21 protein-coding genes are annotated in these 25338 nt (G+C 44.0%); all 21 read left to right on the top strand.

The window, feature by feature from the left end:
- Positions 1-39: 39 nt before the first annotated feature.
- The gene (locus BVG16_RS14415) at positions 40-4356 is read left to right on the top strand and encodes a PolC-type DNA polymerase III (protein ID WP_078499375.1); all 4317 of its coding nucleotides are present in this window, start codon (positions 40-42) and stop codon (positions 4354-4356) included.
- A 197-nt stretch (positions 4357-4553) separates the two neighbouring features.
- Positions 4554-5027: a ribosome maturation factor RimP gene (rimP, locus tag BVG16_RS14420; protein WP_078499376.1), complete on the top strand. Its 474-nt coding sequence runs from the start codon at positions 4554-4556 to the stop codon at positions 5025-5027.
- 43 nt (positions 5028-5070) lie between these two features.
- On the top strand, positions 5071-6165 hold the full coding sequence (gene nusA / locus BVG16_RS14425) for a transcription termination factor NusA (RefSeq protein WP_078499377.1): 1095 nt from the start codon (positions 5071-5073) through the stop codon (positions 6163-6165).
- A 29-nt stretch (positions 6166-6194) separates the two neighbouring features.
- Positions 6195-6509 (top strand): RNase P modulator RnpM, encoded by a 315-nt coding sequence (gene rnpM / locus BVG16_RS14430; RefSeq protein ID WP_078499378.1) that lies wholly within the window; start codon positions 6195-6197, stop codon positions 6507-6509.
- Positions 6502-6825, top strand: coding sequence for a L7Ae/L30e/S12e/Gadd45 family ribosomal protein (locus BVG16_RS14435; RefSeq protein WP_078499595.1), 324 nt, complete (start codon positions 6502-6504; stop codon positions 6823-6825). Before rnpM ends, BVG16_RS14435 begins: the two co-directional genes overlap by 8 nt.
- A complete protein-coding gene (infB, locus tag BVG16_RS14440) occupies positions 6818-9442 on the top strand; it encodes a translation initiation factor IF-2 (protein WP_078499379.1) in 2625 nt (874 codons plus the stop codon). Before BVG16_RS14435 ends, infB begins: the two co-directional genes overlap by 8 nt.
- 15 nt (positions 9443-9457) lie before the next feature.
- Positions 9458-9805 (top strand): 30S ribosome-binding factor RbfA, encoded by a 348-nt coding sequence (rbfA, locus tag BVG16_RS14445; protein WP_078499380.1) that lies wholly within the window; start codon positions 9458-9460, stop codon positions 9803-9805.
- Between the two features lie 4 nt (positions 9806-9809).
- On the top strand, positions 9810-10805 hold the full coding sequence (locus BVG16_RS14450) for a DHH family phosphoesterase (RefSeq protein ID WP_078499381.1): 996 nt from the start codon (positions 9810-9812) through the stop codon (positions 10803-10805).
- Positions 10802-11716, top strand: a complete 915-nt coding sequence (gene truB / locus BVG16_RS14455; protein WP_078499382.1) for a tRNA pseudouridine(55) synthase TruB — start codon at positions 10802-10804, stop codon at positions 11714-11716. Before BVG16_RS14450 ends, truB begins: the two co-directional genes overlap by 4 nt.
- A gap of 56 nt (positions 11717-11772) precedes the next feature.
- Complete coding sequence (locus BVG16_RS14460) at positions 11773-12717, top strand: bifunctional riboflavin kinase/FAD synthetase (protein ID WP_078499383.1); 945 nt, start codon at positions 11773-11775, stop codon at positions 12715-12717.
- 141 nt (positions 12718-12858) lie between these two features.
- Entirely contained in the window at positions 12859-13128 is a 270-nt protein-coding gene (rpsO, locus tag BVG16_RS14465) for a 30S ribosomal protein S15 (RefSeq protein WP_078499384.1), read from the top strand.
- A gap of 136 nt (positions 13129-13264) precedes the next feature.
- Entirely contained in the window at positions 13265-15367 is a 2103-nt protein-coding gene (gene pnp / locus BVG16_RS14470; RefSeq protein ID WP_078499385.1) for a polyribonucleotide nucleotidyltransferase, read from the top strand.
- A gap of 141 nt (positions 15368-15508) precedes the next feature.
- Positions 15509-16504, top strand: a complete 996-nt coding sequence (locus tag BVG16_RS14475) for a polysaccharide deacetylase family protein (RefSeq protein WP_078499386.1) — start codon at positions 15509-15511, stop codon at positions 16502-16504.
- Positions 16505-16612: 108 nt separating this feature from the next.
- Positions 16613-17863: a M16 family metallopeptidase gene (locus tag BVG16_RS14480; protein WP_078499387.1), complete on the top strand. Its 1251-nt coding sequence runs from the start codon at positions 16613-16615 to the stop codon at positions 17861-17863.
- A 24-nt stretch (positions 17864-17887) separates the two neighbouring features.
- Entirely contained in the window at positions 17888-18337 is a 450-nt protein-coding gene (gene dut / locus BVG16_RS14485; protein WP_078499388.1) for a dUTP diphosphatase, read from the top strand.
- Between the two features lie 210 nt (positions 18338-18547).
- Positions 18548-19447, top strand: a complete 900-nt coding sequence (gene dpsA, locus BVG16_RS14490; RefSeq protein ID WP_078499389.1) for a dipicolinate synthase subunit DpsA — start codon at positions 18548-18550, stop codon at positions 19445-19447.
- Positions 19444-20040: a dipicolinate synthase subunit B gene (locus tag BVG16_RS14495; protein ID WP_078499390.1), complete on the top strand. Its 597-nt coding sequence runs from the start codon at positions 19444-19446 to the stop codon at positions 20038-20040. Before dpsA ends, BVG16_RS14495 begins: the two co-directional genes overlap by 4 nt.
- A 76-nt stretch (positions 20041-20116) precedes the next feature.
- The gene (locus BVG16_RS14500) at positions 20117-21154 is read left to right on the top strand and encodes an aspartate-semialdehyde dehydrogenase (RefSeq protein WP_078499391.1); all 1038 of its coding nucleotides are present in this window, start codon (positions 20117-20119) and stop codon (positions 21152-21154) included.
- Between the two features lie 53 nt (positions 21155-21207).
- Positions 21208-22425: an aspartate kinase gene (gene dapG / locus BVG16_RS14505; protein ID WP_078499392.1), complete on the top strand. Its 1218-nt coding sequence runs from the start codon at positions 21208-21210 to the stop codon at positions 22423-22425.
- A gap of 39 nt (positions 22426-22464) precedes the next feature.
- A complete protein-coding gene (gene dapA, locus BVG16_RS14510; protein ID WP_078499393.1) occupies positions 22465-23328 on the top strand; it encodes a 4-hydroxy-tetrahydrodipicolinate synthase in 864 nt (287 codons plus the stop codon).
- A 288-nt stretch (positions 23329-23616) separates the two neighbouring features.
- Complete coding sequence (locus tag BVG16_RS14515; RefSeq protein ID WP_078499394.1) at positions 23617-25293, top strand: ribonuclease J; 1677 nt, start codon at positions 23617-23619, stop codon at positions 25291-25293.
- The last annotated feature ends 45 nt before the right edge of the window (positions 25294-25338 follow it).

The following is a 25338-nucleotide window of genomic DNA, read 5'->3' on the forward strand; positions in this document are numbered from 1 at the left end:
GAAGCTTTTCGATTTTTTTAAGTTCTTAGGGGGAACAAAATGAGTAATTTGACGGAGAAAAGAAACCGGTTCGATGTGCTGTTGAAGCAGGCAGAAATTCCGAACAGCATGGTGGATGCTTATTTTACCGATGGTTATATTGATCGTGTGGAGACAAGCCGTACTAACCGAGAATGGACGATATTTATCCACCGGGATACGCTCTTGCCGTCACCTGCTTACCGAACTTTTGGTGTTCAAGTACGAGAGCGTATGTCGCATATTGCGAAGATCAAACTCGTTTTTGACTACGCGTCATCTGTGACCGTTGCAGAAATCGTAGAAGAATATTGGGGGTTATTCATCGAATGGGTTCAGCGTGAAATTACATCCGTGAACGGTTGGATGAGTAAGGCGCAAATTGAGGTTGAAGATTCATTAATCATTGTGACGATGAGTGATGCCATGACACTTGAACTCGCGCGGAAACGTCAAATTGATGAAGCCATTCAACGATTCTACGAGACCTATTTTTTGAAGACAGTTCGCGTCAAGCTGCAAGCTGGAGAATTTAATGAGGTAGCTTATGAAGAGTTCCAGCAGAAGCTCGTTGTGGACCAACGTGAAGTCATTCAGCAGATGGTGAATAATATCGAGCAAGAAGATGAAGTTGAGGAGGATAACGGCGAAGCCGTGAAACTCCAGGTCGGTTATGAGATCAAAGAGCAAGCCGTGCCTATTCAACAGATTCAAGACGAAGAGAAGAAGATTACGATTCAAGGGGCCATTTTTGGCCTTGATGTGAAGGAACTCCGTAATGGGAATACATTATATACGTATTATTTAACGGACTTTACAGACTCCTTGCAGATGAAAATGTTCGCGAAGACCAAAGAAGATGTTAAAATCATGAATTTGCTAGCGAACGGGAAATGGGTTAGAGCGCGCGGTAAAGTAGAATATGATCGCTTCATGCAGATTCCAGAACTCGTCATGATCCCTTCGGATCTTGTAGAAGTGAAATCACCGCCGGATCGGATGGATCATGCTAAAGAAAAACGTGTGGAATTCCATCTGCATACCACGATGAGTACCATGGACGCCGTGAATTCGGTGGATGAATATATTAAATTAGCAGCCAAATGGGGACATAAGGCGATTGCGGTTACAGACCATGGCAATGTGCAATGTTATCCGGAAGCAGCCAAAGCAGCGAAGAAACATGGCATTCAAATGATATATGGCCTGGAAGCCAATGTGGTGAACGATGGTGTAGATATCGTGATGCAGCCGCAACCGATTGAGCTGAAGACGGCAACCTATGTTGTGTTTGACGTAGAGACCACAGGTCTTTCGGTAACAAGCAATAAAATTATTGAGCTTGCTGGTGTGAAAATGTGTGAAGGCCGCGAAATAGACCGGTTTGCGAAATTCATTAATCCGCATGAGAAAATTCCTTACAACATTACGCAACTTACGAATATTACGGATGAAATGGTTCAGGACGCACCTGAGTTAGAACCCGTCATTCGTGAATTTATAGAGTTTGTAGGAGATTCCATTCTCGTCGCGCATAACGCGAGATTTGATATGGGGTTCATGCAAAAGGCGCTGAAGAAACTCGACATGCCTGTCATTACTAATCCTGTTCTTGATACCTTGGAACTTGCGAGATTGATTCATCCTAAATTGAAAAATCACCGTCTAAATACGTTAGCGGCTAAATATAAAGTTTCATTAGAGAATCATCACCGAGCGATTGACGACTCCATTGCCCTTGGCGGAATTCTCTACGGATTACTTCAGGATGCAGCAGAGCAGAAGAACATGACCATGTTGGATCGTCTGAACGATTATGTGGGCAATGATTTATCCAATGTGCGCCCATTCCACTGCGGTATCTATGCATTAAATGATGTGGGCAAAAAAAATCTATTTAAACTCATTTCAATTTCGCATACGGACTATTTCAAACGTGTAGCTTGTATCCCACGCAGTAAATTAACCGAACATCGGGAGGGACTACTCGTCATCTCTGGTTGTGAGAAGGGCGAATTGTTTGAGACGGTTTTGAACAAAACGCTTGAAGAAGCCGAGGAAATCGCTCAATTTTATGATGTATTAGAAATTCAGCCTTTGACGATGTATATGCATCTCATAGAAAAAGGACTTGTAGGGAGTCCGGGTCATATTGAACAAGCCATTCAGACAATCTGCCGTTTAGGTCAAAAGCTGGATAAACCCGTCATTGCAACGGGCAACGTCCATTACCTGAATCCTAGAGATAAACTCTATCGCGATATTACGATTCACGGCATTACCGGATTTAGTCCGTTAAAAGATATTCGTAAACCGGATGCTCATTTACGGACAACAGATGAGATGCTTGAGGAATTTTTATTTTTGGGCAAAGAAAAGGCCTATGAGGTTGTCGTTACGAATACGATGGCATTGGCTGATCGATTTGAAGAGATCAAGATGTTCCCGGATAATCTATTCACCCCGATCATTGAAGGCGCGGATGAGGAAATTCGCGAGACATGCTACAGCACAGCGAAGGCCGTGTATGGTGAAGAATTGCCGGATGTCATTATTAAACGTTTAGAGAAAGAATTGGTCCCTATCATTAAGTTCGGATTTTCGGCCAACTATCTCATTTCCGAAAAACTCGTGAAGAAGTCGAATAAGGACGGGTATTTGGTAGGTTCACGGGGATCCGTAGGCTCGTCCGTTGTAGCGATGTTCCTGGGGATTTCTGAGGTTAACCCTTTGCCTCCGCATTACGTTTGTAAAAATAGCGAGTGCCGATATCACGAATGGTTCTTAGATGGCAGTGTCCCTAGTGGCTTTGATTTACCGAATAAAGTTTGCCCAAATTGCGGTCAACCCATGAAAGGCGATGGGCATGATATTCCGTTTGAGACATTCTTAGGGTTTAAAGGGGATAAGGTTCCCGATATCGATTTGAACTTCTCTGGTGATTATCAACCTATAGCGCATAACTTTACGAAGGAGATGTTCGGAGAGAAAAATGTATTCCGAGCAGGAACCATTGGTACGGTTGCGGAGAAAACGGCGTTCGGTTTTGCCAAGAAATATGAAGAGGATCATCACAAAAAATGGCGTGGAGCAGAGTTGAATCGTCTTGCCAATGGCTGTACAGGGGTTAGACGGAGTACGGGTCAGCATCCAGGCGGTATTGTGGTTGTTCCTGATTATATTGATGTTGAAGATGTTACCCCTGTCCAATTTCCTGCGGATGATGTGAATGCCGAGTGGAAGACGACACACTTTGATTACCATGCCTTCGAGGCGAACTTACTGAAGCTCGATATTCTGGGGCATGATGATCCGACAATGATGAGAATGCTGCAGGATTTAACGGGTGTGGATCCTACCAGTATTCCAATGAACGATCCGAAGGTCATGAGTTTATTCAGCTCTACGGATGCGCTAGGTGTAAGACCTGATCAGATCCGCACACCCGTCGCAACATATGGTATTCCGGAGATGGGTACGAAATTCGTGCGTCAGATGTTAATTGAAGCGAAACCTTCCACATTTGCCGACTTACTTCAGATTTCGGGGTTATCCCATGGAACCGGTGTATGGCTAGGGAATGCACAAGATTTAATCAAGAACGGAACCTGTTCGATCAAGACCGTAATTGGTTGTCGTGACGAGATCATGCTCTTCTTAATTTATAAAGCAGGGATGGATGCCGGGCTTGCCTTCAAAATTACGGAGAACGTTCGTAAAGGTAAAGGTCTGTCCGATGAATGGATTCAAGAGATGAAGAATTGTAAAGTTCCGCAATGGTATATTGATTCTTGCCTGAAAATTCAATACATGTTTCCGAAAGCCCATGCTGCAGCCTATGTTATTTCCGCAGTACGTTGTGCTTACTATAAGATTTATCATCCCATCGCTTTCTATGCTACCTACTTCTCGGTGCGCGGTGCGGATTTTGATCTTGATGTATTGTGCAAAGGATATGATGCGATTCAGAAGATGATCACGGAGATTGAAGCGAAAGGCTTCCAAGCAACGCCGAAAGAAAAAGGAAGCTTATCCATCTTAGAGATGGCGCTAGAAATGACAGCTCGAGGTTTCTCTTTCAAACCGATTGATATCTACCGTTCGGATGCGACGAAATTTATCGTGGACGGCGATTCATTAATTCCGCCGTTCGCTGCGATTCAAGGGATTGGGGAGAATGCGGCCAAGGGAATAGCGGCGGCGAAAGACCAAGGCGAGTTCTTATCCATTGAAGATTTCCAAATGCGTTCCAAAGCAAGTAAGACGATCGTAGAGGTGCTAACGCAAATGGGTTGTTTCCGAGGATTGCCAGAGAGTAATCAATTGTCACTGTTCTAAAGGGATTCAGCGATATAGCTTACATGGCGCTACTTGTCATAAAGAGGTGCGTATGTTATAATTTTTTGGTAATGATGATGATATAACTGTCGCGAAGAAGAGTGGGGAAACCCACTCTTTACCTTTTGGTATATAGCTTTTTAGGTGTGTCATTCCATTTAATGTGCAGAGCAAGGCAATTTGAGGAGGTAACAAGCTTGAGTACACCGAAGATTAAATCGGTCGTGGAGCAAATGGTGCAACCGTACTTAGACGAAAATGGGTTTGAACTTGTAGATGTTGAGTATGTGAAGGAAGGCAGCAACTATTTCTTGCGTTTATTTGTCGATAAAGAAGGCGGCATCGATATTGAGGAATGTGGCTTGATCAGCGAATATTTAAGTCTGCAGCTTGATGATAATGACCCTATTCCAGAAGCCTATTTCTTAGAGGTTTCATCGCCTGGTGCAGAAAGACCTTTGAAAAAGCCTGAGGATGTATACAAGGCAATCGACAAGAACGTCTATGTGACTACATATGAGCAAATTGACGGTACCAAGGAATTTGAAGGCACGCTGCTTTCATTCGATGGTGAGGAAATGGTGATTGAAGCCGTCAATAAAGGAAGAAAGTCGAAAAAGACGATTCCTTATGCGAAGGTTGCAAGCGCAAGATTAAGCATTATGTTCTAACAACAATTATAAGTGATGGGTTGAAAGGGGGAGCTATTCCACAATGAGTATGGAGTTTATTGAAGCATTAAATGAGATTGAACGTGAAAAAGGGATTAGCAAGGATATCCTGTTTGAGGCCATCGAGGCAGCTTTGATTTCAAGTTACAAACGTAACTTTAATACAGCACAGAATGTTCGTGTGGACATGAACCGCCACAATGGTGTCATCAAAGTGTTTGCTCGTAAAACCGTTGTTGACGAGGTTCTTGATCCTCGTATGGAGATTTCGTTATATGCTTCACGCGAAATTAATCCGAATTTCCAATTGAATGATATTGCTGAGATCGAGGTTACTCCTCGTGATTTTGGTCGTATTGCTGCGCAAACAGCGAAGCAAGTCGTAACGCAACGTATTCGCGAAGCGGAACGCGGCTTGATTTACAACGCATATATCGAGAAGGAAGAAGATATCGTAACAGGTATCGTACAACGTCAAGATTTGCGTAATGTGTATATCGACCTTGGTAAAATTGAAGCGGCATTGCCGTTGAACGAATTGATGCCAAACGAGAAGTTCAAACAAGGCGACCGTGTGAAGGCTTATATTACAAAAGTTGAGAACACAACAAAGGGTCCGCAAATTTTGCTCTCAAGAACACATCCGGGCTTATTGAAGCGTCTATTCGAGCTTGAAGTGCCTGAAATTTTTGATGGCGTTGTTGAAATTCGCTCGGTTGCGCGTGAAGCGGGATTCCGTTCGAAGATTGCTGTTCATTCACGTAATGAAGAAGTAGATCCGGTTGGTTCATGTGTAGGACCGAAGGGAATGCGTGTTCAGACGATCGTAAATGAACTTAAGGGCGAGAAAATTGATATCGTCTGCTGGTCTGAGAGTGTAGAAGAGTATGTTGCGAACTCACTCAGCCCATCCAAAGTGTTAGAGGTGCAAGTATTCGAGCAAGAGAAGATGGCGCGCGTCATTGTGCCAGATTATCAGTTGTCCTTAGCCATCGGTATTAAAGGACAGAATGCTAGACTTGCCGCCAAGCTAACAGGCTGGAAAATCGATATCAAGAGCGAGACGCAAGCTGAAGAGGAATACGGACGTCCTAGAACTGGCGAAGCTATGCACCAAGATTCCGTATCGATTGACTAATAGACTACGCGACGGGGGAGGGGATCACCATGAGACCTAGAAAAGTTCCGCTGCGAAAATGTGTTGCTTGTCAACAGATGATGCCGAAGAAAGAACTGATTCGTGTGGTGAAGACACCGCAAGATGAAGTACTCATTGATCTGACTGGAAAAAAGGCAGGGCGTGGCGCCTACTTATGCGGTAAGCTGTCTTGTTTCAAATTAGCTCAAAAGAGCAGAGCGTTGGATCGTGCGCTGAAGCATCAAGTTCAACCTGAAATATATAGTCAGCTGGAGCAGGATTTTATTCGAGTTGAAGATGAGTTCATAGCGAATAAAGAGCGGGCGGATGATGAAGATGAGTAAAATACTATCCCATTTGGGTCTGGCAATGCGTGCCGGCAAGCTTGTTACTGGCGATGAAATCGTGTTGAAAGCCGTTCGTTCGGGTGGTGCCCATCTTGTTATTGTCGCAGGCGACGCTTCAGACAACACCAAGAAGAAATTTCGCGACAAATGTCATACGTACAATGTACCGCTTGCGATCGGGTTAGATCGGGGAACTTTGGGAGAATGTATCGGTAAAGCGGAACGTGTCGTTCTTGCAATAACAGACCCAGGTTTTTTTCGAATGATCAGTAAGGAAATGATGATATTGTCGGAGGTGGAGTATATTGAGTAAACAAGACAACAAAGATAATAAAGATAAATTAAGAGTATATGAATATGCGAAGTCTTTAAATATGAGCAGTAAGGAAATTATTACGATCTTGAAACGTTTGAATATCCCTGTGAATAATCATATGAGCGTTATGGAAAATGATGCTGTCAGTAAAGTTGAAGGATTCTTCAGAGATATTAAAGCGAATGCAGCAGCGAAGCGTTCTGGCTCGGAAAACGCTCCAGCCAGTCCACCGGCGACTCAATCCGCGCCAACGCAACCTGCTGCAAGCACGCAACCAACAAGTTCGAAACAAATAGCTTCCGTATCTGCCAAACCGCAAAATACACAGCCGCAAGGCCAAAAAGATGGAGGGAACACGTTGACACAGTCTAAACCTACACAGCAATCACAACCAAATCGTCAGCGTGATGGGCAATCATCGCAGCCACCGCGTGATTCTCGAAATTCCAATCACAGCCAATCAAGAAATCAAGACCAACGCAATAAACCACAGGGGAATCAAGGAACGAAGCCGCAAGGGAATTCGAATGGCCAACAACGCCAAGGCAAACCGTTCCAATCAAATGGGAATACTACACAAGCTACGAGACCACAAAATCATGGGAATTCAGTGCCAACACAAACTCCCAATAAGTTCAATGGAAACTCTGGCAAACAAGTGGACGAGGGAGAGGAATTCGTGTCAGTAACCAAATCAACAACAGCTGCACCGAAAAAGACGAAACCGACTAATAAGCGTTTCGATGATAACAAAACAAGTAACTTTAAGGGGAACCAAGGCGGTTACAACAACCGTGGCGGTAATCGCAATAACAGAGGTAGAAATCAACAGCCTCAAGTACAACGTGAGAAAATTGATAATACACCGAAGAAAATTATCGTGCGTGGTAATATGACGGTAGGGGAAACTGCCAAATTATTGCACAAAGACGCATCCGAAGTCATTAAGAAATTGATTTTCTTAGGCGTTATGGCGACGATTAACCAAGAATTGGACTTGGAAACGATCCAATTGCTTGCTTCTGAATTTAAAGTCGAAGTCGAAATTAAAATTCCAGTCGAAGAAGACCGTTTTGAAACGGTTGAAGAAAACGATGATGAAGCAGATTTGAAAACACGTCCACCCGTTGTTACAATCATGGGTCACGTTGACCACGGTAAAACAACATTGCTGGATGCCATTCGTTCTACAAATGTAACAAGCGGCGAAGCAGGCGGAATCACGCAGCATATCGGTGCGTATCAAGTAGAAATCAACAGTAAGAAAATTACGTTCTTAGACACACCTGGTCACGAAGCGTTTACAACAATGCGTGCGCGCGGTGCTGAAGTAACGGATATTACCATTATCGTTGTGGCTGCAGATGACGGCGTGATGCCGCAAACTGTTGAAGCCATTAACCATGCAAAAGCAGCAAACTGCCCAATCATCGTTGCGGTCAACAAAATCGATAAACCTGGTGCAAACGCGGATAAAGTGAAGCAAGAATTGACAGAATATGAACTCGTCCCTGAAGAATGGGGCGGCGATACCATCTTCGTTAACCTTTCGGCTAAACATCGCACGAACTTGGAAGAATTGCTTGAAATGATCTTGCTCGTAGCTGAAGTGAATGATTACAAAGCAAACCCTGACAAACGTGCTCGTGGTACGGTTATTGAGGCAGAGCTTGATAAAGGCCGTGGACCGGTTGTTCGTTTGCTCGTTCAACATGGTACATTAAAAGTTGGGGATGCGTTCGTAGCGGGTAATTGCTTCGGTCGCGTACGTGCCATGGTCAATGATAAAGGTCGTCGTCTGAAAGAAGCAGGACCTTCTACACCGGTAGAAATTACGGGCTTAACCGAAGTTCCTTTAGCAGGCGATCCATTTATGGGCTTTGAAGATGAGCGTAAAGCTCGTTCCATCGCAGAGAGACGTGCGATTACGCATCGTCAATCTGAATTGAATGCTAATACACGCGTGACATTGGACGACTTGTTCAAGCACATTAAAGATGGCGAGATCAAAGACCTGAACGTCATCATTAAAGGTGATGTTCAAGGTTCCGTTGAAGCCTTAAAAGGTTCGTTGGCGAAGATCGAAGTCGAAGGCGTTCGTGTTAAAATCATCCACAGTGGTGTTGGTGCACTTACAGAATCGGATATCATCCTTGCTGCGGCATCCAATGCGATTGTGATCGGATTTAACGTTCGTCCAGACAATCAAGCTAAACTTACTGCAGAACAAGAAAAAGTAGACGTTCGTCTTCACCGCGTTATCTATAGCGTGATCGAAGAAATCGAACAAGCGATGAAAGGGATGCTTGATCCTGAATATCGTGAGAACGTCATCGGGCATGCCGAGGTTCGTAATATTTTCAAAATCAATAAAATGGCAATCGCAGGTTGTATGGTTACATCCGGTAAAATTGCTCGTGCTGCTGAAGTACGCGTGATCCGCGAAGGTATTGTAATTTTTGAAGGCAAAATCGATTCCTTGAAACGTTTCAAAGACGATGCCAAAGAAGTGGCGCAAGGCTACGAATGTGGTATCACAATTGAGCGCTTTAATGATATTAAAGAGTTGGATATTATTGAAGCATTCGTCATGGAAGCGGTAGAGCGTAAGTAGAGAGGTGACACACCCATGGCTAAAATACGTGTAGGACGTGTTGGCGAGCAGCTGAAGAAAGAGCTTAGCCAACTGATCCAATCCGAATTAAAAGATCCTCGTATCGGTTTCGTGACCGTTACAGGGGTTGAAGTAACAAATGATTTGTCTCAGGCTACAGTATACTTAAGTGTGCTTGGCGATGATGAACAAAAGTCAAATACGTTAAAAGCGTTGGCGAAAGCTAATGGATTCCTACGTTCTGAATTAGGGAAAAGAATCCGTCTTCGTCACACCCCGGTGCTCATCTTTAAATTCGATTCTTCGATTGAGTATGGGAGTCGGATTGAGAAGATCCTCGGTGAAATTCAAGATGGAGAGTAAAACGATGATGTTGAATTCTAACGATCCGTTGTATGCAGAACAGCTTCAAGCTGCATACAACTTCATCAATCATCATGACGATTTTCTGGTAGTATCACATGTCCAACCGGACGGTGATGCTGCCAGCTCAACCGTCGTCATTGGTTGGTTGCTCAAGCAGTTGAATAAATCGTTCACGATGATTAACGAAGGAGTCATACCAAGTCGTCTGGACTATTTATGGTCTGTTGACCAAATACATAACTACACGGCATCGCCGATTAACCGTACTTTTAGCACGGTTATTTGTGTAGATTGCGCGGATTATTCGCGTGTAGGAAAAGTAAGATCTCTTTTCACAGATGATGTGAAGATTCTGAATATAGATCATCATCCGACCAATGACGGATTCGGTGAAGTCAATGTTATCAAGACAGACGCTGCAGCGACGGCTGAAATCTTATTTGATTTGTTGGACAAGTTCGATATCGCTTGGGATGTGGATGTTGCTACAGCTGTCTATACGGGCATACTCACGGATACAGGCGGGTTTCGGTATTCGAATACGACGCCGCGTGTCATGGCTATCATTTCTACCCTTTTATCCTATGGAGTCAATGGCCATCATTTAGCTGACCATTTGTTAGAGAAAATGACCATGCCGCAAATGCTCTTATTAACAAAAGCATTATCCAGATTATCGTTTGCAGAGAACAACCGTGTAGGTTGGGTATACATTACACCCGAAGATATGGCTGACACGGGCGCACTTAGCGAAGATTTAGAAGGTCTCGTGAATTATCCAAGAAACATTGAGGGCGTTGACGTAGGTATTCTATTTAAGCAAGTTAGTGATTCAGCTGTAAAGGTTAGCCTTCGTTCGAATGAACACGTGAATGTTGCGGAAGTCGCTCAAGCATTTGGCGGCGGCGGGCACGTGCGAGCGGCAGGTTGCAGAATCGAAGGAGTATTACAAGATGTGATGAATCAGGTTGTAGAGCGAGTGAGGCAAACCTTATGATGGAACTTGACGGAATTTTGCCAGTATTGAAGCCTGCGGGTTGGACATCGCATGACGTGGTTGCTAAAGTGAGACGATTAATTCGTATGAAACGAATTGGTCATACGGGCACGTTAGATCCGGCTGTTACAGGTGTATTGCCACTTTGTTTAGGTCGAGCGACAAGACTTGTAGAGTATTTGCAAGAATTGCCGAAAGAATATGAAGCCGTGGTCCGCTTGGGGATCGCGACAGATACCGAAGATTTAACAGGGGAAGTCATTGAGCGGCAAGATCATGTCGATGTGACGAAAGAGCAGGTTGAATCGGTCATCCAATCCTTTGTAGGTACGATTGAACAAGTTCCTCCCATGTATTCAGCGATCAAAGTGGATGGAAAAAGACTTTATGAGCTTGCACGTGAAGGGAAAGTGGTTGAACGCAAATCACGCCAGGTTACGATACATGAGATTGAAATTATTCATATCGAATTGGATGGGCCCGAACCTGAAATCCGGTTTCGCGCATTATGCTCTAAAGGGACTTATATCCGTACCCTATGCGTTGATATCGGCAGAGCATTAGGTGTTCCAGCTACAATGGCTTCTTTAATCCGAACCATGTCCGCGAACTTGACAAGATCTCAATGTCTTACCTTAGAACAAATTGCTGCGTATGCGGAGCAGCAGACATTACAGGAGCATCTCGTTCCGATGGATGCGAGCATATCCCACATACCTGCACATACAATTGCCACGGAAAAGGCTTATCAAGCTGTTCAAGGACAGAAAATTTCCGGCAGTGCTGTGTCGCCTTACGTGGATGAACCCGGTTGTATTCGGTTATACTCGCCAGAAGGCCAATTTTATGGTATCTTCGAGAGAAAGCCGGAAGAAACGTTTATTAGGCCGGTCAAAGTGTTTCTCCCTTAATTGGGACTTGCAATACAGCAAATTCTGAATGAAAAGAATTGCAGGTGTTTAATAACGTGAAAAAAATTACAATAACTTATCCATTAACCCCCGAACAAATTGAACAATTTCGTAAACCGCAAGTCATGGCACTTGGGTATTTTGACGGCGTTCACTTAGGTCATCAGGAAGTGATTAGACGTGCGGTATCATTTGCTCGCGCAAACGGGATGCCTGCGTCCGTCATGACTTTTCATCCGAAGCCGCGTGAAGTGCTTCGCAAAGAGAAGCATGGCAGCTACATTACACCGATCGATACCAAGATGGAAGTCATGGCTGAACTCGGTGTGGAGCAACTTTTTGTTGTTCGTTTTGATGAGACCTTCTCGAAGATTTCTCCGGCTGATTTTGTGCAAGACATCTTATTTGCGATGGATGTTCGACATGCAGTCGTTGGGTTTGATTATGCATTTGGATTTAAAGGTGAGGGTACCCCAGCGCTACTTCAGGAGCTTGGTCAAGATAGAATGTCTGTTGAAGTCGTTGAACCTTGCCGTTTGTCCGATTTGAAAGTGAGCAGCACGCTGATTCGTGCTCATTTGACAGAAGGACGCGTGAAACAAGCCAATGAATTGCTGGGTCGTCCCTACTCGATTAGAGGAAAAGTCATTGCTGGCGAAGGTAGAGGCAATACGATAGGATACCCTACAGCGAATGTCGAACCGATCGATGAGTATTTCATTCCTTGTAACGGTGTTTACGCGGTTCGGATTTGGCTTGGGGACCAGTGTCATGGTGGTGTGATGAACATTGGCGTGAAGCCAACATTCCACAAAGATGGTATGAAACAAACGCTCGAAGCTCATATCTTTGACTTTAGTCAAAATATTTATGGCGATCAGGTTCGTATCGAATTTATGGATTACATCCGTCCAGAACAACGATTTAGCTCCGTTCAGGAATTGGTTGCTCAGATCCATCGAGACGCAGATCAAGCAAGAGCGCTGATTGCTTCGATTTAGACATTTACATTCATAAGTGAAATGTGATATACTGAGTAACGTTGTCGTCTGGTTGGACGACATCATTAACCTTAGCTTGGTTATTCGCTCTCACCATCGATGACGAGGCTAATGGCGATTATATTGAAGGAGGTGAATAGGATGGCATTAACTCAAGAACGTAAAACGCAATTGATTGAGGAACACAGAAAACATGCATCAGATACAGGTAGCCCTGAGGTGCAAGTTGCTGTCCTAACAGAGAACATTAAGAACTTGACAGACCACTTGCGTACGCATAAGAAAGACCACCACTCTCGTCGCGGTCTTTTGAAAATGGTAGGTCAACGTCGTAAACTTCTTGCTTACTTGAAAAACAAGGATGTTAGACGTTACAGTGCTTTGATCGAAAAGCTAGGACTTCGTCGCTAATATACGACAAACTGCAGCCTGGTTGTTCACCGCATGCGCTTCGATGCCGTGTGGTTGCAACCGGGTTGCTTTTTATAAAAGCAGGAAATAATGATACATATGAAGAACATAATGAAGAGAGATGAGGAGGGATTTCATGGAAAAACGAGTTGAAATGCAGCTTGGCGGCAGAACGTTGATCTTAGAAACGGGTGTTCTTGCCAAACAAGCGAATGCAGCGGTTAAAGTTCAATATGGAGATACCGTTGTATTATGTACAGTTACAGCTTCGTCCGAACCGAAAGATTTGGACTTTTTCCCGTTGACGGTCAATTATGAAGAACGTTTGTATGCCGTAGGTAAAATTCCAGGTGGGTTTATTAAGCGTGAAGGTAGACCAAGCGAGAAGGCTATTCTTGCAAGCCGTCTAACCGACCGTCCGATTCGTCCGTTATTCCCGGAAGGCTTCCGTAATGACGTTCAAATCGTCAACCTCGTAATGAGTGTGGATCAAGATTGTTCTCCAGAAATTGCAGCTATGATCGGTACATCAGCTTCTCTTAGCATTTCCGATGTTCCATTTAATGGACCGATCGGTGGTGTTGTTGTAGGACGTATTGATGGACAATTCATCATTAACCCGACTGTGGCACAAGAAGAGAAGAGCGATATCTTCCTAACAGTCGCTGGAACGAAAGATGCCATCATGATGGTTGAAGCGGAAGCGAACGAAGTACCGGAAGATATTATGCTTGAAGCCATCATGTTCGGTCATGATGAAATCAAGAAAATCGTAGCAACCATTGAACAATTCGTGGAACAAGCAGGCAAAGAGAAAATGGCTGTGAAACTTCATGCTGTCAATGAAGCTGTGAATACAGAAGTTCGTGCATTTGCACAAGAACGTCTCGTTGAAGCGGTTAAAATTGCCGAGAAACATGCTCGTCAAGATGCGATCGATGCGATTAGTGCTGAAGCGATTGCACATTTCGAACAACAATATATTGAACAGGACGAGCTTCTCGATGATGTGAAGGAAATTCTTCATGATATCGTGAAAGAAGAGGTTCGCCGTTTAATTACACATGATAAAGTAAGACCGGATGGACGTAAATTGGAAGAAATTCGTCCTATTTCTTGTGACATTAACTTGTTGCCCCGTACACACGGATCTGGGTTGTTCACACGTGGACAGACTCAAGCTTTGAGCATTTGTACATTAGGTGCATTGGGAGACGTTCAAATTCTAGACGGTATTGGTCTAGAGGAAACCAAACGATTCATGCATCATTATAATTTCCCGCCGTTCAGCGTAGGGGAAGCTAGACCGCTTCGTCCTCCAGGTCGTCGTGAAATCGGACATGGTGCACTTGGTGAGCGCGCACTTATGAAGGTTATTCCTTCAGAAGTAGAGTTCCCGTACACGATTCGTTTGGTATCCGAAGTATTGGAATCGAATGGTTCAACATCTCAAGCAAGTATTTGCGCAAGTACACTTGCCATGATGGATGCAGGTGTTCCGATTAAAGCACCGGTAGCAGGTATTGCTATGGGTCTAATTAAAGATGGGGAACATGTATCGATTCTTTCTGATATTCAAGGGATGGAAGATCACTTGGGCGATATGGACTTTAAAGTTGCTGGTACGGCTCAAGGTGTTACTGCTATTCAAATGGATATCAAAATTGATGGAATTGATCGTCAGATTCTATCCGATGCGTTACGTCAAGCGAAAGAAGGCCGTATGCACATTCTATCCAAAATGTTAGAAGTGATCGGACAACCTAAAGAAAGCTTGTCCCCTTATGCACCGAAAATCATGACAATGCATATTAATCCGGACAAAATTCGTGATGTTATTGGTGCAGGCGGTAAAATCATCAATAAGATCATTGAAGAAACGGGCGTAAAAATCGACATCGAGCAGGATGGACGCGTATTTATTGCTTCTGCTAATGCAGAAATGAATGAAAAAGCACGTTCGATCATTGAAGGTATCGTAAGAGAAGTTGTCGTGGGTGAAGTATATCTTGGAACCGTCAAACGTATTGAGAAATTCGGTGCATTCGTTGAGATTTTGCCAGGCAAAGACGGACTCGTGCACATTTCTCAGCTCTCCACAGAGCGCGTGGCGAAGGTTGAAGATGTTGTAGCCATTGGCGATACAATTACAGTGAAGGTGACAGAAATCGATCAACAAGGTCGTGTGAATTTGTCCCGCAAAGCAATTCTTACAGCGGAAACACCTGCACAATCCTAAATCTAAATCCATATAATCTATAGTTTGCACATAGAAGAGACAGAGGCATCTGTTTCTTTTTTTGTCTTTAAAGAAGCATGGACATAATCTCGTCCCGTTTGTCATACATTAGGACAAATTAGGTGGAGGGACGAATGGTCAATGATGCGAAAGAAATTGTTTCTCATTTTTAGCTGCTTCATCAGTTTTCTGCTGATCGCACAATGGACGGGATACCGCGAAAGAATAGCACAAATGCGGAATATGCACTCCACGAGTGAGAATGCATTTGAGTGGTTTAAGGCGGATGAATCCGATCCTTTACTTCAGCGTATTCAATTTGAAGCAGATAAACGAAAGATTCCCGTTATTGAACCCAAAGTGGATCGCGTATGGAAGCTGATTCCGGGCTATAATGGTCTCGAAGTCGATATCGATGCAACATATCAATTAACCAAATCCAAAGGAACGGAACAGATACAGTACGTTTATAAGGAAATTCAACCGCAGCAGCGTATGGATGAACTGATGCCTAACCCGATGTACCGTGGAAATCCGAAGAAACCGATGGTTTCGTTGATGATTAATGTGGCATGGGGAGATGAATTCATTGAACCCATGTTGAATACACTAGATGCCGAGCAAGTGAAAGCGACTTTTTTCTTTGATGGAAAGTGGCTTGCTTCGCATGTGGATATGGCTAAGGAAATTCAACGTCGTGGACATCAGCTCGAGAACCATGCCTACTCGCACAAAGATATGAGTAAACTGAGTGATTATGAGCAAAAGCAAGAGATTGAGAAGACGCAAAAGCTTTTACACGAAAAACTTGGGGTTGAGAACAAATGGTTCGCGCCGCCATCCGGGGATTTTAATAGTAATACCGTCCGTATTGCGCATCAACTGCATTTGAAAACCGTGCTCTGGACCCTAGATACAGTGGATTGGAGAAAACCTTCACCTTCGTCCATTGTTGAGAAAATTAGTGCAAAAGTTGAAGCGGGCCACTTTATTCTCATGCATCCGACTGCATCTTCGAGCGGGGCGCTAAAAGGCATGATCCAAGTCATTAAGCAGCGCGGTTATGTATTAGGCACAGTGGATGAAATGGCATCAAGTTCCAGAGTGTTAAAAGACAAAGTTGAGGCGCAACCTTAAATTTGATAGGATGGTAAGAGTGAGTTCAGGTTAGTGGTTAGTGATGTTAGTTTTGCATTGCGTTATACGAATACTTCTCGCGGCAAGACTTGAAAGGGGATTTTAAGTATGATCAAAACAACGCTAAAAAACGGACTTCGCGTCGTCATGGAGCAAATTCCAACGTTTCGTTCCGTCACATTTGGAATATGGGTAAGAACGGGTTCGAGAAACGAACAGGTAGAGAATAACGGGATATCGCATTTTATTGAGCACATGCTGTTCAAGGGGACGGATCGATATACCGCGAAGGAAATTGCGGAGACGTTTGATGCGATCGGCGGGAATGTGAATGCCTTTACGTCCAAGGAATACACCTGTTATTATGCAAAGGTGTTAGATGAGCATTTACCACTTGCAGTCGATGTATTGGCTGATATGTTCTTTCACTCGCAATTCCAAGCGGATGATTTGGATAAAGAGAAAAATGTGATTTTAGAAGAAATTGCGATGTACGAAGATACACCGGATGATATGGTACATGATTCCGTATCGCAAGCGGCTTACGGGGATCACCCGTTAGCTTATTCCATCTTGGGCTTAGAAGAGCGCTTGAAGGAAATGTCTTCTTCTGATTTGCGTCAATACATGAAGGAACATTATACGATCGAAAATACAGTGATCAGCGTAGCTGGCAACATCAATGATCAGACGATCGAATTACTGGAGAAGCATTTCGGTCAATTCGCGAACCACGGTCAACAGCAGACTTTATCGGTTCCTCAATTTAATGGCCAGATCATTTATAATAACAAGCAAACAGAACAGAATCATATTTGCTTATCCTTACCGGGATGTTCAAGTTCTGATCCGCGTCTGTATGGTATGGTCATTCTGAATAATGCGATCGGTGGAGGCATGAGTTCTCGCTTGTTCCAGGAAATTCGCGAAAAACGTGGGTTAGCGTATTCCGTATACTCTTACCATAGCTCTTATGTAGATAGTGGATTATTTACGGTCTATGCAGGTACGGCACCGAAGCAGACGAAGGAAGTATTGGATCTCACGATGGACGTCATGAATGAGGTTGCGGCCCATGGGTTGACAGAATCGGAGTTCCAAAAAGGGAAAGAGCAATTAAAAGGTAGTCTGATCTTAAGTCTAGAAAGTACATCCAGCCGGATGAACCGACTAGGTAAAAATGAATTGATGCTTGGAAGACACTACACATTAGATGAAATGATTGAACGTATTGAAGCTGTGACTGTCGCAGATATCGAATCATTATTACATCAAATGGTGGCTGTGCCGTTTGCTGTTGCCATGGTGGGCAACTCGGATCAAGCGCTTGGGCAATTAAATCGCCAATTATCATTGTAATATCGTCTTAGGGGGAAATAGAAATTGACTTACGATGTAGAAATTAAACAATTGCCAGGAAATGAAGATATATCTTTACCCGCAAAAATGTCAGAGTTGGCTGCAGGATTTGACCTATACGCTGCAGTCACTGAGCCGCTAGTGATTGAACCAGGACAACGTGTTCTTGTACCTACTGGTTTTGCAATGGCTATGCCTGCGCAATTAGAGGCGCAGATTCGCCCGCGCAGCGGTCTGGCTTACAAACACGGCATTACTTGCTTGAACACGCCAGGAACGATCGATGCAGATTATCGTGGGGAAGTGAAGGTTCTATTAATCAATTTAGGACAGACTCCGTTCACGATTGAACGTAACGAACGGATTGCTCAAATGGTGATTCAAGTGGTTCCTCAGGTGCGACTCGTAACGGTAGACGAATTATCTGAGACCGTCCGCGGCGCTGGTGGTTTTGGTCATACAGGTACGAAATAAAAGAAGTGATGCTGGATTCTCGGTTGGCGAGAATCCAGCATTTTGTTTTTTTAATCAATTTTGAATTTATAATTTCCGGGGCCCTAAGCAAAGTACCTGAATCAGCTTCGAAGCCAAGTCCTCACTTTGTGGGGTTATTTTAAGCACCCTTTCTAGGCGCTGGCATAAGATATTCTATACATCAGCGGTGTCTAAGGAGTGAGAAGCAAAATGCTAACAGGCGTTCAAGTTGTCTTTATTGGCGGAGATGCTAGACAGTTAGAAATCATCCGCCATCTGGCAGAGCTCGACGCTTCCGTCACGATTGTTGGCTTCGACCAACTTCAGAACTCTTTTCATGGCGTTGTCAGATCAGGGTTAAGCGATTCGCTGTTCGAATCAGCAGACGCGCTCATATTGCCTGCGGTTGCAACGGATGATAACGGGACAATCAATGCAATCTTCGGATCCGAAGAATTGAAATTGACAGATAAACATGTGTCGTTACTACCCAAGCGCAGCAGTATCTACACGGGGATGGCTAAGCCTTACCTGCGTAAATTAAGCGAGAAACATCAAGTCCAGTTGGTTGAGCTATTTGACCGGGATGATGTAGCGATCTACAATTCAATTCCAACAGCTGAAGGCGCGTTAATGATGGCAATCCAGAATACGGATATTACCATCCATGGCTCCCACTGCGTCGTGTTAGGACTAGGAAGAACAGGATTTACAATGGCCAGATCTTTGCAAGCTTTGGGTGCAAAAGTCAAGGTAGGTGTTCGACGAAGCGAGCATATGGCAAGGGCGTTTGAACTCGGCTTTGAGCCGTTTTATGTCAAGGATTTGGCGGCTCATGTTGCCAACATTGACTTGCTTTTTAATACAATTCCGACTATGATAGTCACAGCACAAATTATCGCGAATATTCCCAATCGGGCGGTCATTATTGACCTCGCATCGAGTCCTGGAGGCACTGATTTTCGCTTTGCGGAGAGACGTGGCGTCAAGGCATTGCTAGCCCCCGGATTACCAGGTATTGTAGCTCCCAAAACAGCTGGACGAATCATGGCCAACATCTTAAGTCAGTTGATCACGGAACAAGCGCAAGAACGGGGGAATCAAGCATGAATTGGCATGGGAAAACGGTAGGATATGCCTTGAGCGGCTCGCATTGCACATTTGCTGAAGTGATGCCGCAAATTCAAAGGTTCATAGATTTAGGAGCGAAGGTTGTTCCGATCGTATCGAATACGATCATGACGACAGACACTCGGTTTGGAACCTCGGAAAATTGGCAAAAACAGTTGAAAGATATTACGGGGAATGATATCATTTCTACAATTGTGGAGGCTGAGCCGCTAGGACCCTCTAAATTGCTAGATGTGGTTGTCATTGCTCCTTGTACGGGGAATACAACGAGCAAACTAGCCAATGCACAGACTGATAGTGCCGTATTAATGGCGGCCAAAGCCCAAATGCGCAATCAAAAACCGGTTGTGCTTGCCATATCTACGAATGATGGTCTGGGACTGAATGCTGCAAATATTGCTAAGCTTATCAATGCTAAGAACATTTATTTTGTTCCATTCGGGCAAGACAATCCATATCAAAAGCCGAATTCATTGGTTGCGAGAATGGAATTAATCGTAGAGGCATGCGAAGCTGCTATAGAGGGTAAACAGTTGCAGCCTATGGTAATTGAACGCTTTAATTACGTATAAGTTGATGAACGACCTCCATTAGTTAACCATAAGGTTGAAAAACCGTAGTATATAGATTGTCTAAGGGGAGAGCCAGATGTCGAATCAGAAGTTGTTTAACGTTGCTGTAGTTGGAGCAACAGGCGCAGTAGGAGAGCAAATACTCAAATTGCTAGAGAAAAGAGATTTTCCCATTAATCAATTGAAATTGTTATCTTCTGCTCGATCCGCTGGAACGAAGCTTACGTTCAAAGGTCAAGAAGTTATGGTTGAAGAAGCAACTCCAGATAGCTTTATCGGTGTTGAAATCGCACTATTCAGCGCGGGTGGGGATGTTAGTAAAGCACTAGCTCCGATCGCTGCTGAGCAAGGTGTGATTTGTATAGATAACACGAATGCGTTCCGCATGGACCCTGATACTCCACTTGTTGTGCCTGAAGTCAACATTGATGCAATTAATGAACATAAAGGTATTATTGCGAACCCGAATTGTTCAACGATTCAAATGGTAGCTGCTCTAAAACCATTACAAGATCGTTACGGAATCTCTCGTGTTATCGTGTCTACTTATCAAGCGGTTTCGGGAGCGGGTGCACGGGCGATTGACGAAATGCTTCGTCAATCCAAAGAAGTATTAGCAGGCAATGAGGTTGAACCGCAAATCTTGCCTGTAGGCTCTTTGCCAGTGAAACATCAAATCGCATTTAATGCGATTCCGCAAATCGATAAATTCCAAGACAATGGCTACACATTGGAAGAAATGAAAATGGTTCGTGAGACCAAAAAAATCATGGGCGATGAGTCCATTGAAGTGACAGCTACGTGTGTTCGTATTCCAGTTGTCTATGGTCACTCGGAGTCTGTCTATGTGGAATTGAAGAACGATTATGAACTTGAAGATGTAAAAAGATTGCTACAAGATGCTCCAGGCATCACGTTAGTAGATGATCCTGCCAATCAACAGTACCCACTTGCTACGGAAGCAGCAGGGAAACCAGATGTATTCGTAGGTCGTCTACGTCGTGATCTTGGCCATTCTCGTGGATTGAATATGTGGATCGTATCCGATAACTTGATGAAGGGTGCAGCTTGGAACGCAGTCCAAATTGCTGAATTTATCGCCATCGAGAAATAAACCGCATATACTGTGAAATAATCTGCTTTTTGAATGGATTTGGAGGAATTGCAATGCGCATCTTAGTACAAAAATTCGGAGGCACTTCCTTATCGTCGAGTCATGCCAGAGAACGTGTCATTCAACATATTCGCCGTGAGCTAGCACGAGGTTACCACCTTGTTGTTGTCGTATCGGCTATGGGAAGAAAAGGGGATCCGTATGCAACGGATACCCTTTTGGACTGGATAAGCCAAAATGGGAATCAACTGCCTGCACGAGAAAAAGATTTATTGTTATGCTGCGGTGAGATTATTTCTGCGTCTACACTATGCAGTATTCTGAATGAACAAGAAATTCCTGCAGTAGCGTTAACTGGCGCTCAAGCAGGATTTATTACGGACTCACAATTTGGGAATGCACGGATTCTTGAAGTCCGCCCAAGTCGTGTGGTTGAACTGTTAGAAGAGAATAAAGTCGTCATTGTTACTGGATTCCAGGGTCAGACGGAATCTGGTGATTTCACGACCCTTGGACGTGGAGGCAGCGATACCTCAGCAACCGCGTTAGGTGCTGCATTACATGCAGAAATGGTCGATATTTATACCGATGTGAATGGTATTCTTACGGCAGATCCTCGTATTGTCGAAGATGCGAAACCACTAACGATCGTAAGCTATGCAGAGATTTGTAATATGGCCCATCAAGGTGCGAAGGTCATTCACCCGCGTGCTGTTGAAATCGCCATGCAAGCTCAAGTGCCGATTCGTGTTCGTTCGACATTTTCTGAGGAAGAGGGGACTTTGGTTACGAATCCGGATCGATTCTCTGACCATACGACGGATATTATAGATCGTTATGTAACAGGGATCGCCCATGTAGCCCATGTCACGCAAATTACAGTGGAATCCCATGGGGGACCTGTGGATCTGCAACTTCAAGTATTTAAAGCGATGGCGCAGCACCATATCAGCGTTGACTTCATTAACGTAACACCCTCTGGTGCGGTTTATACCGTATATGATACGGATGCTGATCGGGCCATTTCCGTCTTATATGAATTGGGATTTGAACCCAAATCACTCTCAGGGTGTGCGAAGGTCTCCGTCATTGGTGGCGGGATTAACGGCGTACCAGGTATTATGGCCCATATTGTCGAGGCGCTGACGGAACAAGAGATTCAAATATTGCAATCAGCGGATTCGAACACGACCATTTGGGTACTTGTTCGCAAGGAAGATATGGTTACGGCTTTAAGAGCACTTCATACTAAATTTGAGCTGCACTTATAATATAATGATTATCATTCAGTGATTAAGGAGGGAATAGACGTGGATTTCGGCAGACTTATTACAGCAATGGTTACCCCGTTTAACGAGCAACAAGATATTGATTGGGGACAAACCGAGAAGTTAATCAATTATTTAATTGAAGAACAGCGCAGTGACAGTCTAGTGATATGTGGAACAACGGGAGAGTCTCCGACGTTAACAGACGAGGAGAAACTCGCGTTATTTCAATTTGCAGTGAAGCAAGCGAACGGCCGCTGTAAGATTATTGCAGGTACAGGAAGCAACGACACGCGCCATTCCGTGCATTTAACTAAACTGGCTGAAGAGGCTGGGGTGGATGGCATATTATTGGTTACGCCGTATTATAATAAGCCGAGCCAAGAGGGATTGTATCAACATTTCAAGACGATTGCTGAAACAACGCAACTTCCGATCATGCTCTATAACATTCCGGGTCGAAGCGTGATTAATCTTTCGGTTGAGACCACACTGCGCCTTGCTCAATTGCCGAATATTGTCGGAACGAAGGATTGCGCGAGCTTAGAACAACTTACTGTAATCGCGACAGAAGCCCCGGAGCATTTCAAAGTGTATTCAGGTGATGATTCCATGACCTTGCCGTCTCTTGCCATTGGAGGATATGGCATTGTGAGTGTTGCCAGCCACATTATCGGTTCAACCATGAAATCGATGATTGACGCTTTCCTTCAAGGGAATGTTCGAGAGGCAGCCCAATTGCATCAACAATGCTTCCCGATTTTCAAAGGGTTGTTTGAGTGCCCGAATCCTGTGTCTGTGAAATATGCGCTTGGACTTCGTGGACTTCCGGTGGGCGGCGTGAGACTTCCACTTGTGAATCCGAACGAAAAAGAAGCATTATTTATTCAGAATTTATTGAAATAAAACGCTTCACAAATAGCGCAACCAAGCCGATGCGAGCAGTTTAGCATCGGTTTTTTTGTTTTGGGAAAAATAAGGCGACGAATGTCTGACTTGTGTTTTGCTAAATTAATCATGTATAATGATAAAAAGTGACTGGGTGCGGTATTTTTTTAGATGTAAATTTTTAGGTAGATGACCGGATAAGAGAATATGTTATCGGATCATTTTTCGGATCATTTTTCGGATTACTATTGATCGTCATTCCGAAGGGTAGTTTCCTGCGGATAATTATAGGAGGTTTTGATTCACTTGTCGAAAAAGAACAACACGGATAAAATAACAATTTTTGCGCTTGGGGGCGTTGGTGAAATTGGTAAAAACATGTACGTCGTACAATACGCAAATGATATTGTCGTCGTCGATGCCGGTTTAAAATTCCCAGAAGAAGATATGCTCGGAATAGATATTGTTATTCCAGATATCTCTTACCTAACAGAAAATCGCGATAAAGTACGCGGTATTTTAGTTACCCATGGCCATGAGGACCACATTGGTGGATTGCCTTACGTTTTGAAACATTTGAATGTTCCGATTTACGGAACGAAATTAACATTAGGACTTATTGAAAGTAAATTGAAGGAAGCTAATTTGTTAGGCGAGACGAAGCGCATTCTGATTGATGCAGACTCTGTTGTCCCTATGGGTTCCATTCAAGCAAGCTTCTTCCGTACGAATCATAGTATTCCTGATTCTGTCGGCGTATGCTTGGAAACACCAGAAGGCACTGTAGTACATACAGGAGATTTCAAATTTGATCATACCCCAGTCAATGGTCAATATGCAGATCTACACCGTATGGCGGAAATCGGTAAAAAAGGTGTTATCGCACTATTATCAGATAGTACAAATGCAGAGCGTCCTGGATTTACACCTTCAGAGAGCAATGTTGGAAAGAACTTAGAAGATATCTTCCGCAAAGCGCAACAACGCGTTGTCGTTGCTACCTTTGCATCGAATATTCACCGGGTTCAACAGGTTATTGATGCAGCGATTGCTACGAACCGTAAACTTACCGTGATCGGTCGCAGTATGGTGAATGTCGTGACGATTGCCTCGGAATTAGGCTACTTGCATATTCCAGATGGTATGTTGATTGAACCTGAAGAAGTAAATAAGATGGCGGCAGATCGCGTCGTCATTCTATCCACGGGCAGTCAAGGTGAGCCGATGTCTGCATTAACACGGATGGCACGGAATACGCATCGTAAGATTGATATCTTACCAGGAGATACGGTAATTATTGCGGCAACTCCGATTCCGGGTAATGAGAAATTTGTAGGACGAACTGTGGATGAATTGTTCCGTTTAGGAGCTCACGTCATTTATGGCGGTTCCATCACAGGTGTTCACGTTTCAGGTCACGGTAGCCAAGAAGAATTGAAATTGATGATGAACTTGATTAAGCCAAAGTATTTCATTCCGATTCACGGCGAATACCGTATGCTTCGTCAACATGCATTGCTTGGTGAGCAAGTAGGCATTGAGAAAGAAAACATTTTCATTGTTGATATTGGTGAAACGATTGAGATTCAAGGTGGCGCAGCGCGTAAAGCGGGCAAAGTACCTTCAGGTAATGTCCTCATCGATGGATTAGGTGTAGGTGATGTCGGTAATATTGTCTTAAGAGACCGCAAGTTGTTATCTCAAGATGGTATCCTCGTTGTCGTTGTTACGCTAAGCAAACAAGATGGCACGATTCTTTCCGGACCAGACATCATTTCCAGAGGTTTCGTATATGTACGTGAATCTGAAGGATTGTTAGATGAAGCCAACCGTATTGTCACGAATACGCTTCACAAACTTATGAATGAGAATGTTAACGAATGGGCGTCGTTGAAGACGAATGTCAAAGACGCGCTAGGTCGTTTCCTATACGAGCAAACACGTCGTAGACCGATGATTCTTCCGATCATTATGGAAGTGTAATCTGCCTTAGTCGACATCAAGAGGGCCGCGCAAGCGGCTCTTTTT

The sequence above is a fragment of the Paenibacillus selenitireducens genome (assembly GCF_002021565.1).
Taxonomy (GTDB): domain Bacteria; phylum Bacillota; class Bacilli; order Paenibacillales; family Paenibacillaceae; genus Paenibacillus_K; species Paenibacillus_K selenitireducens.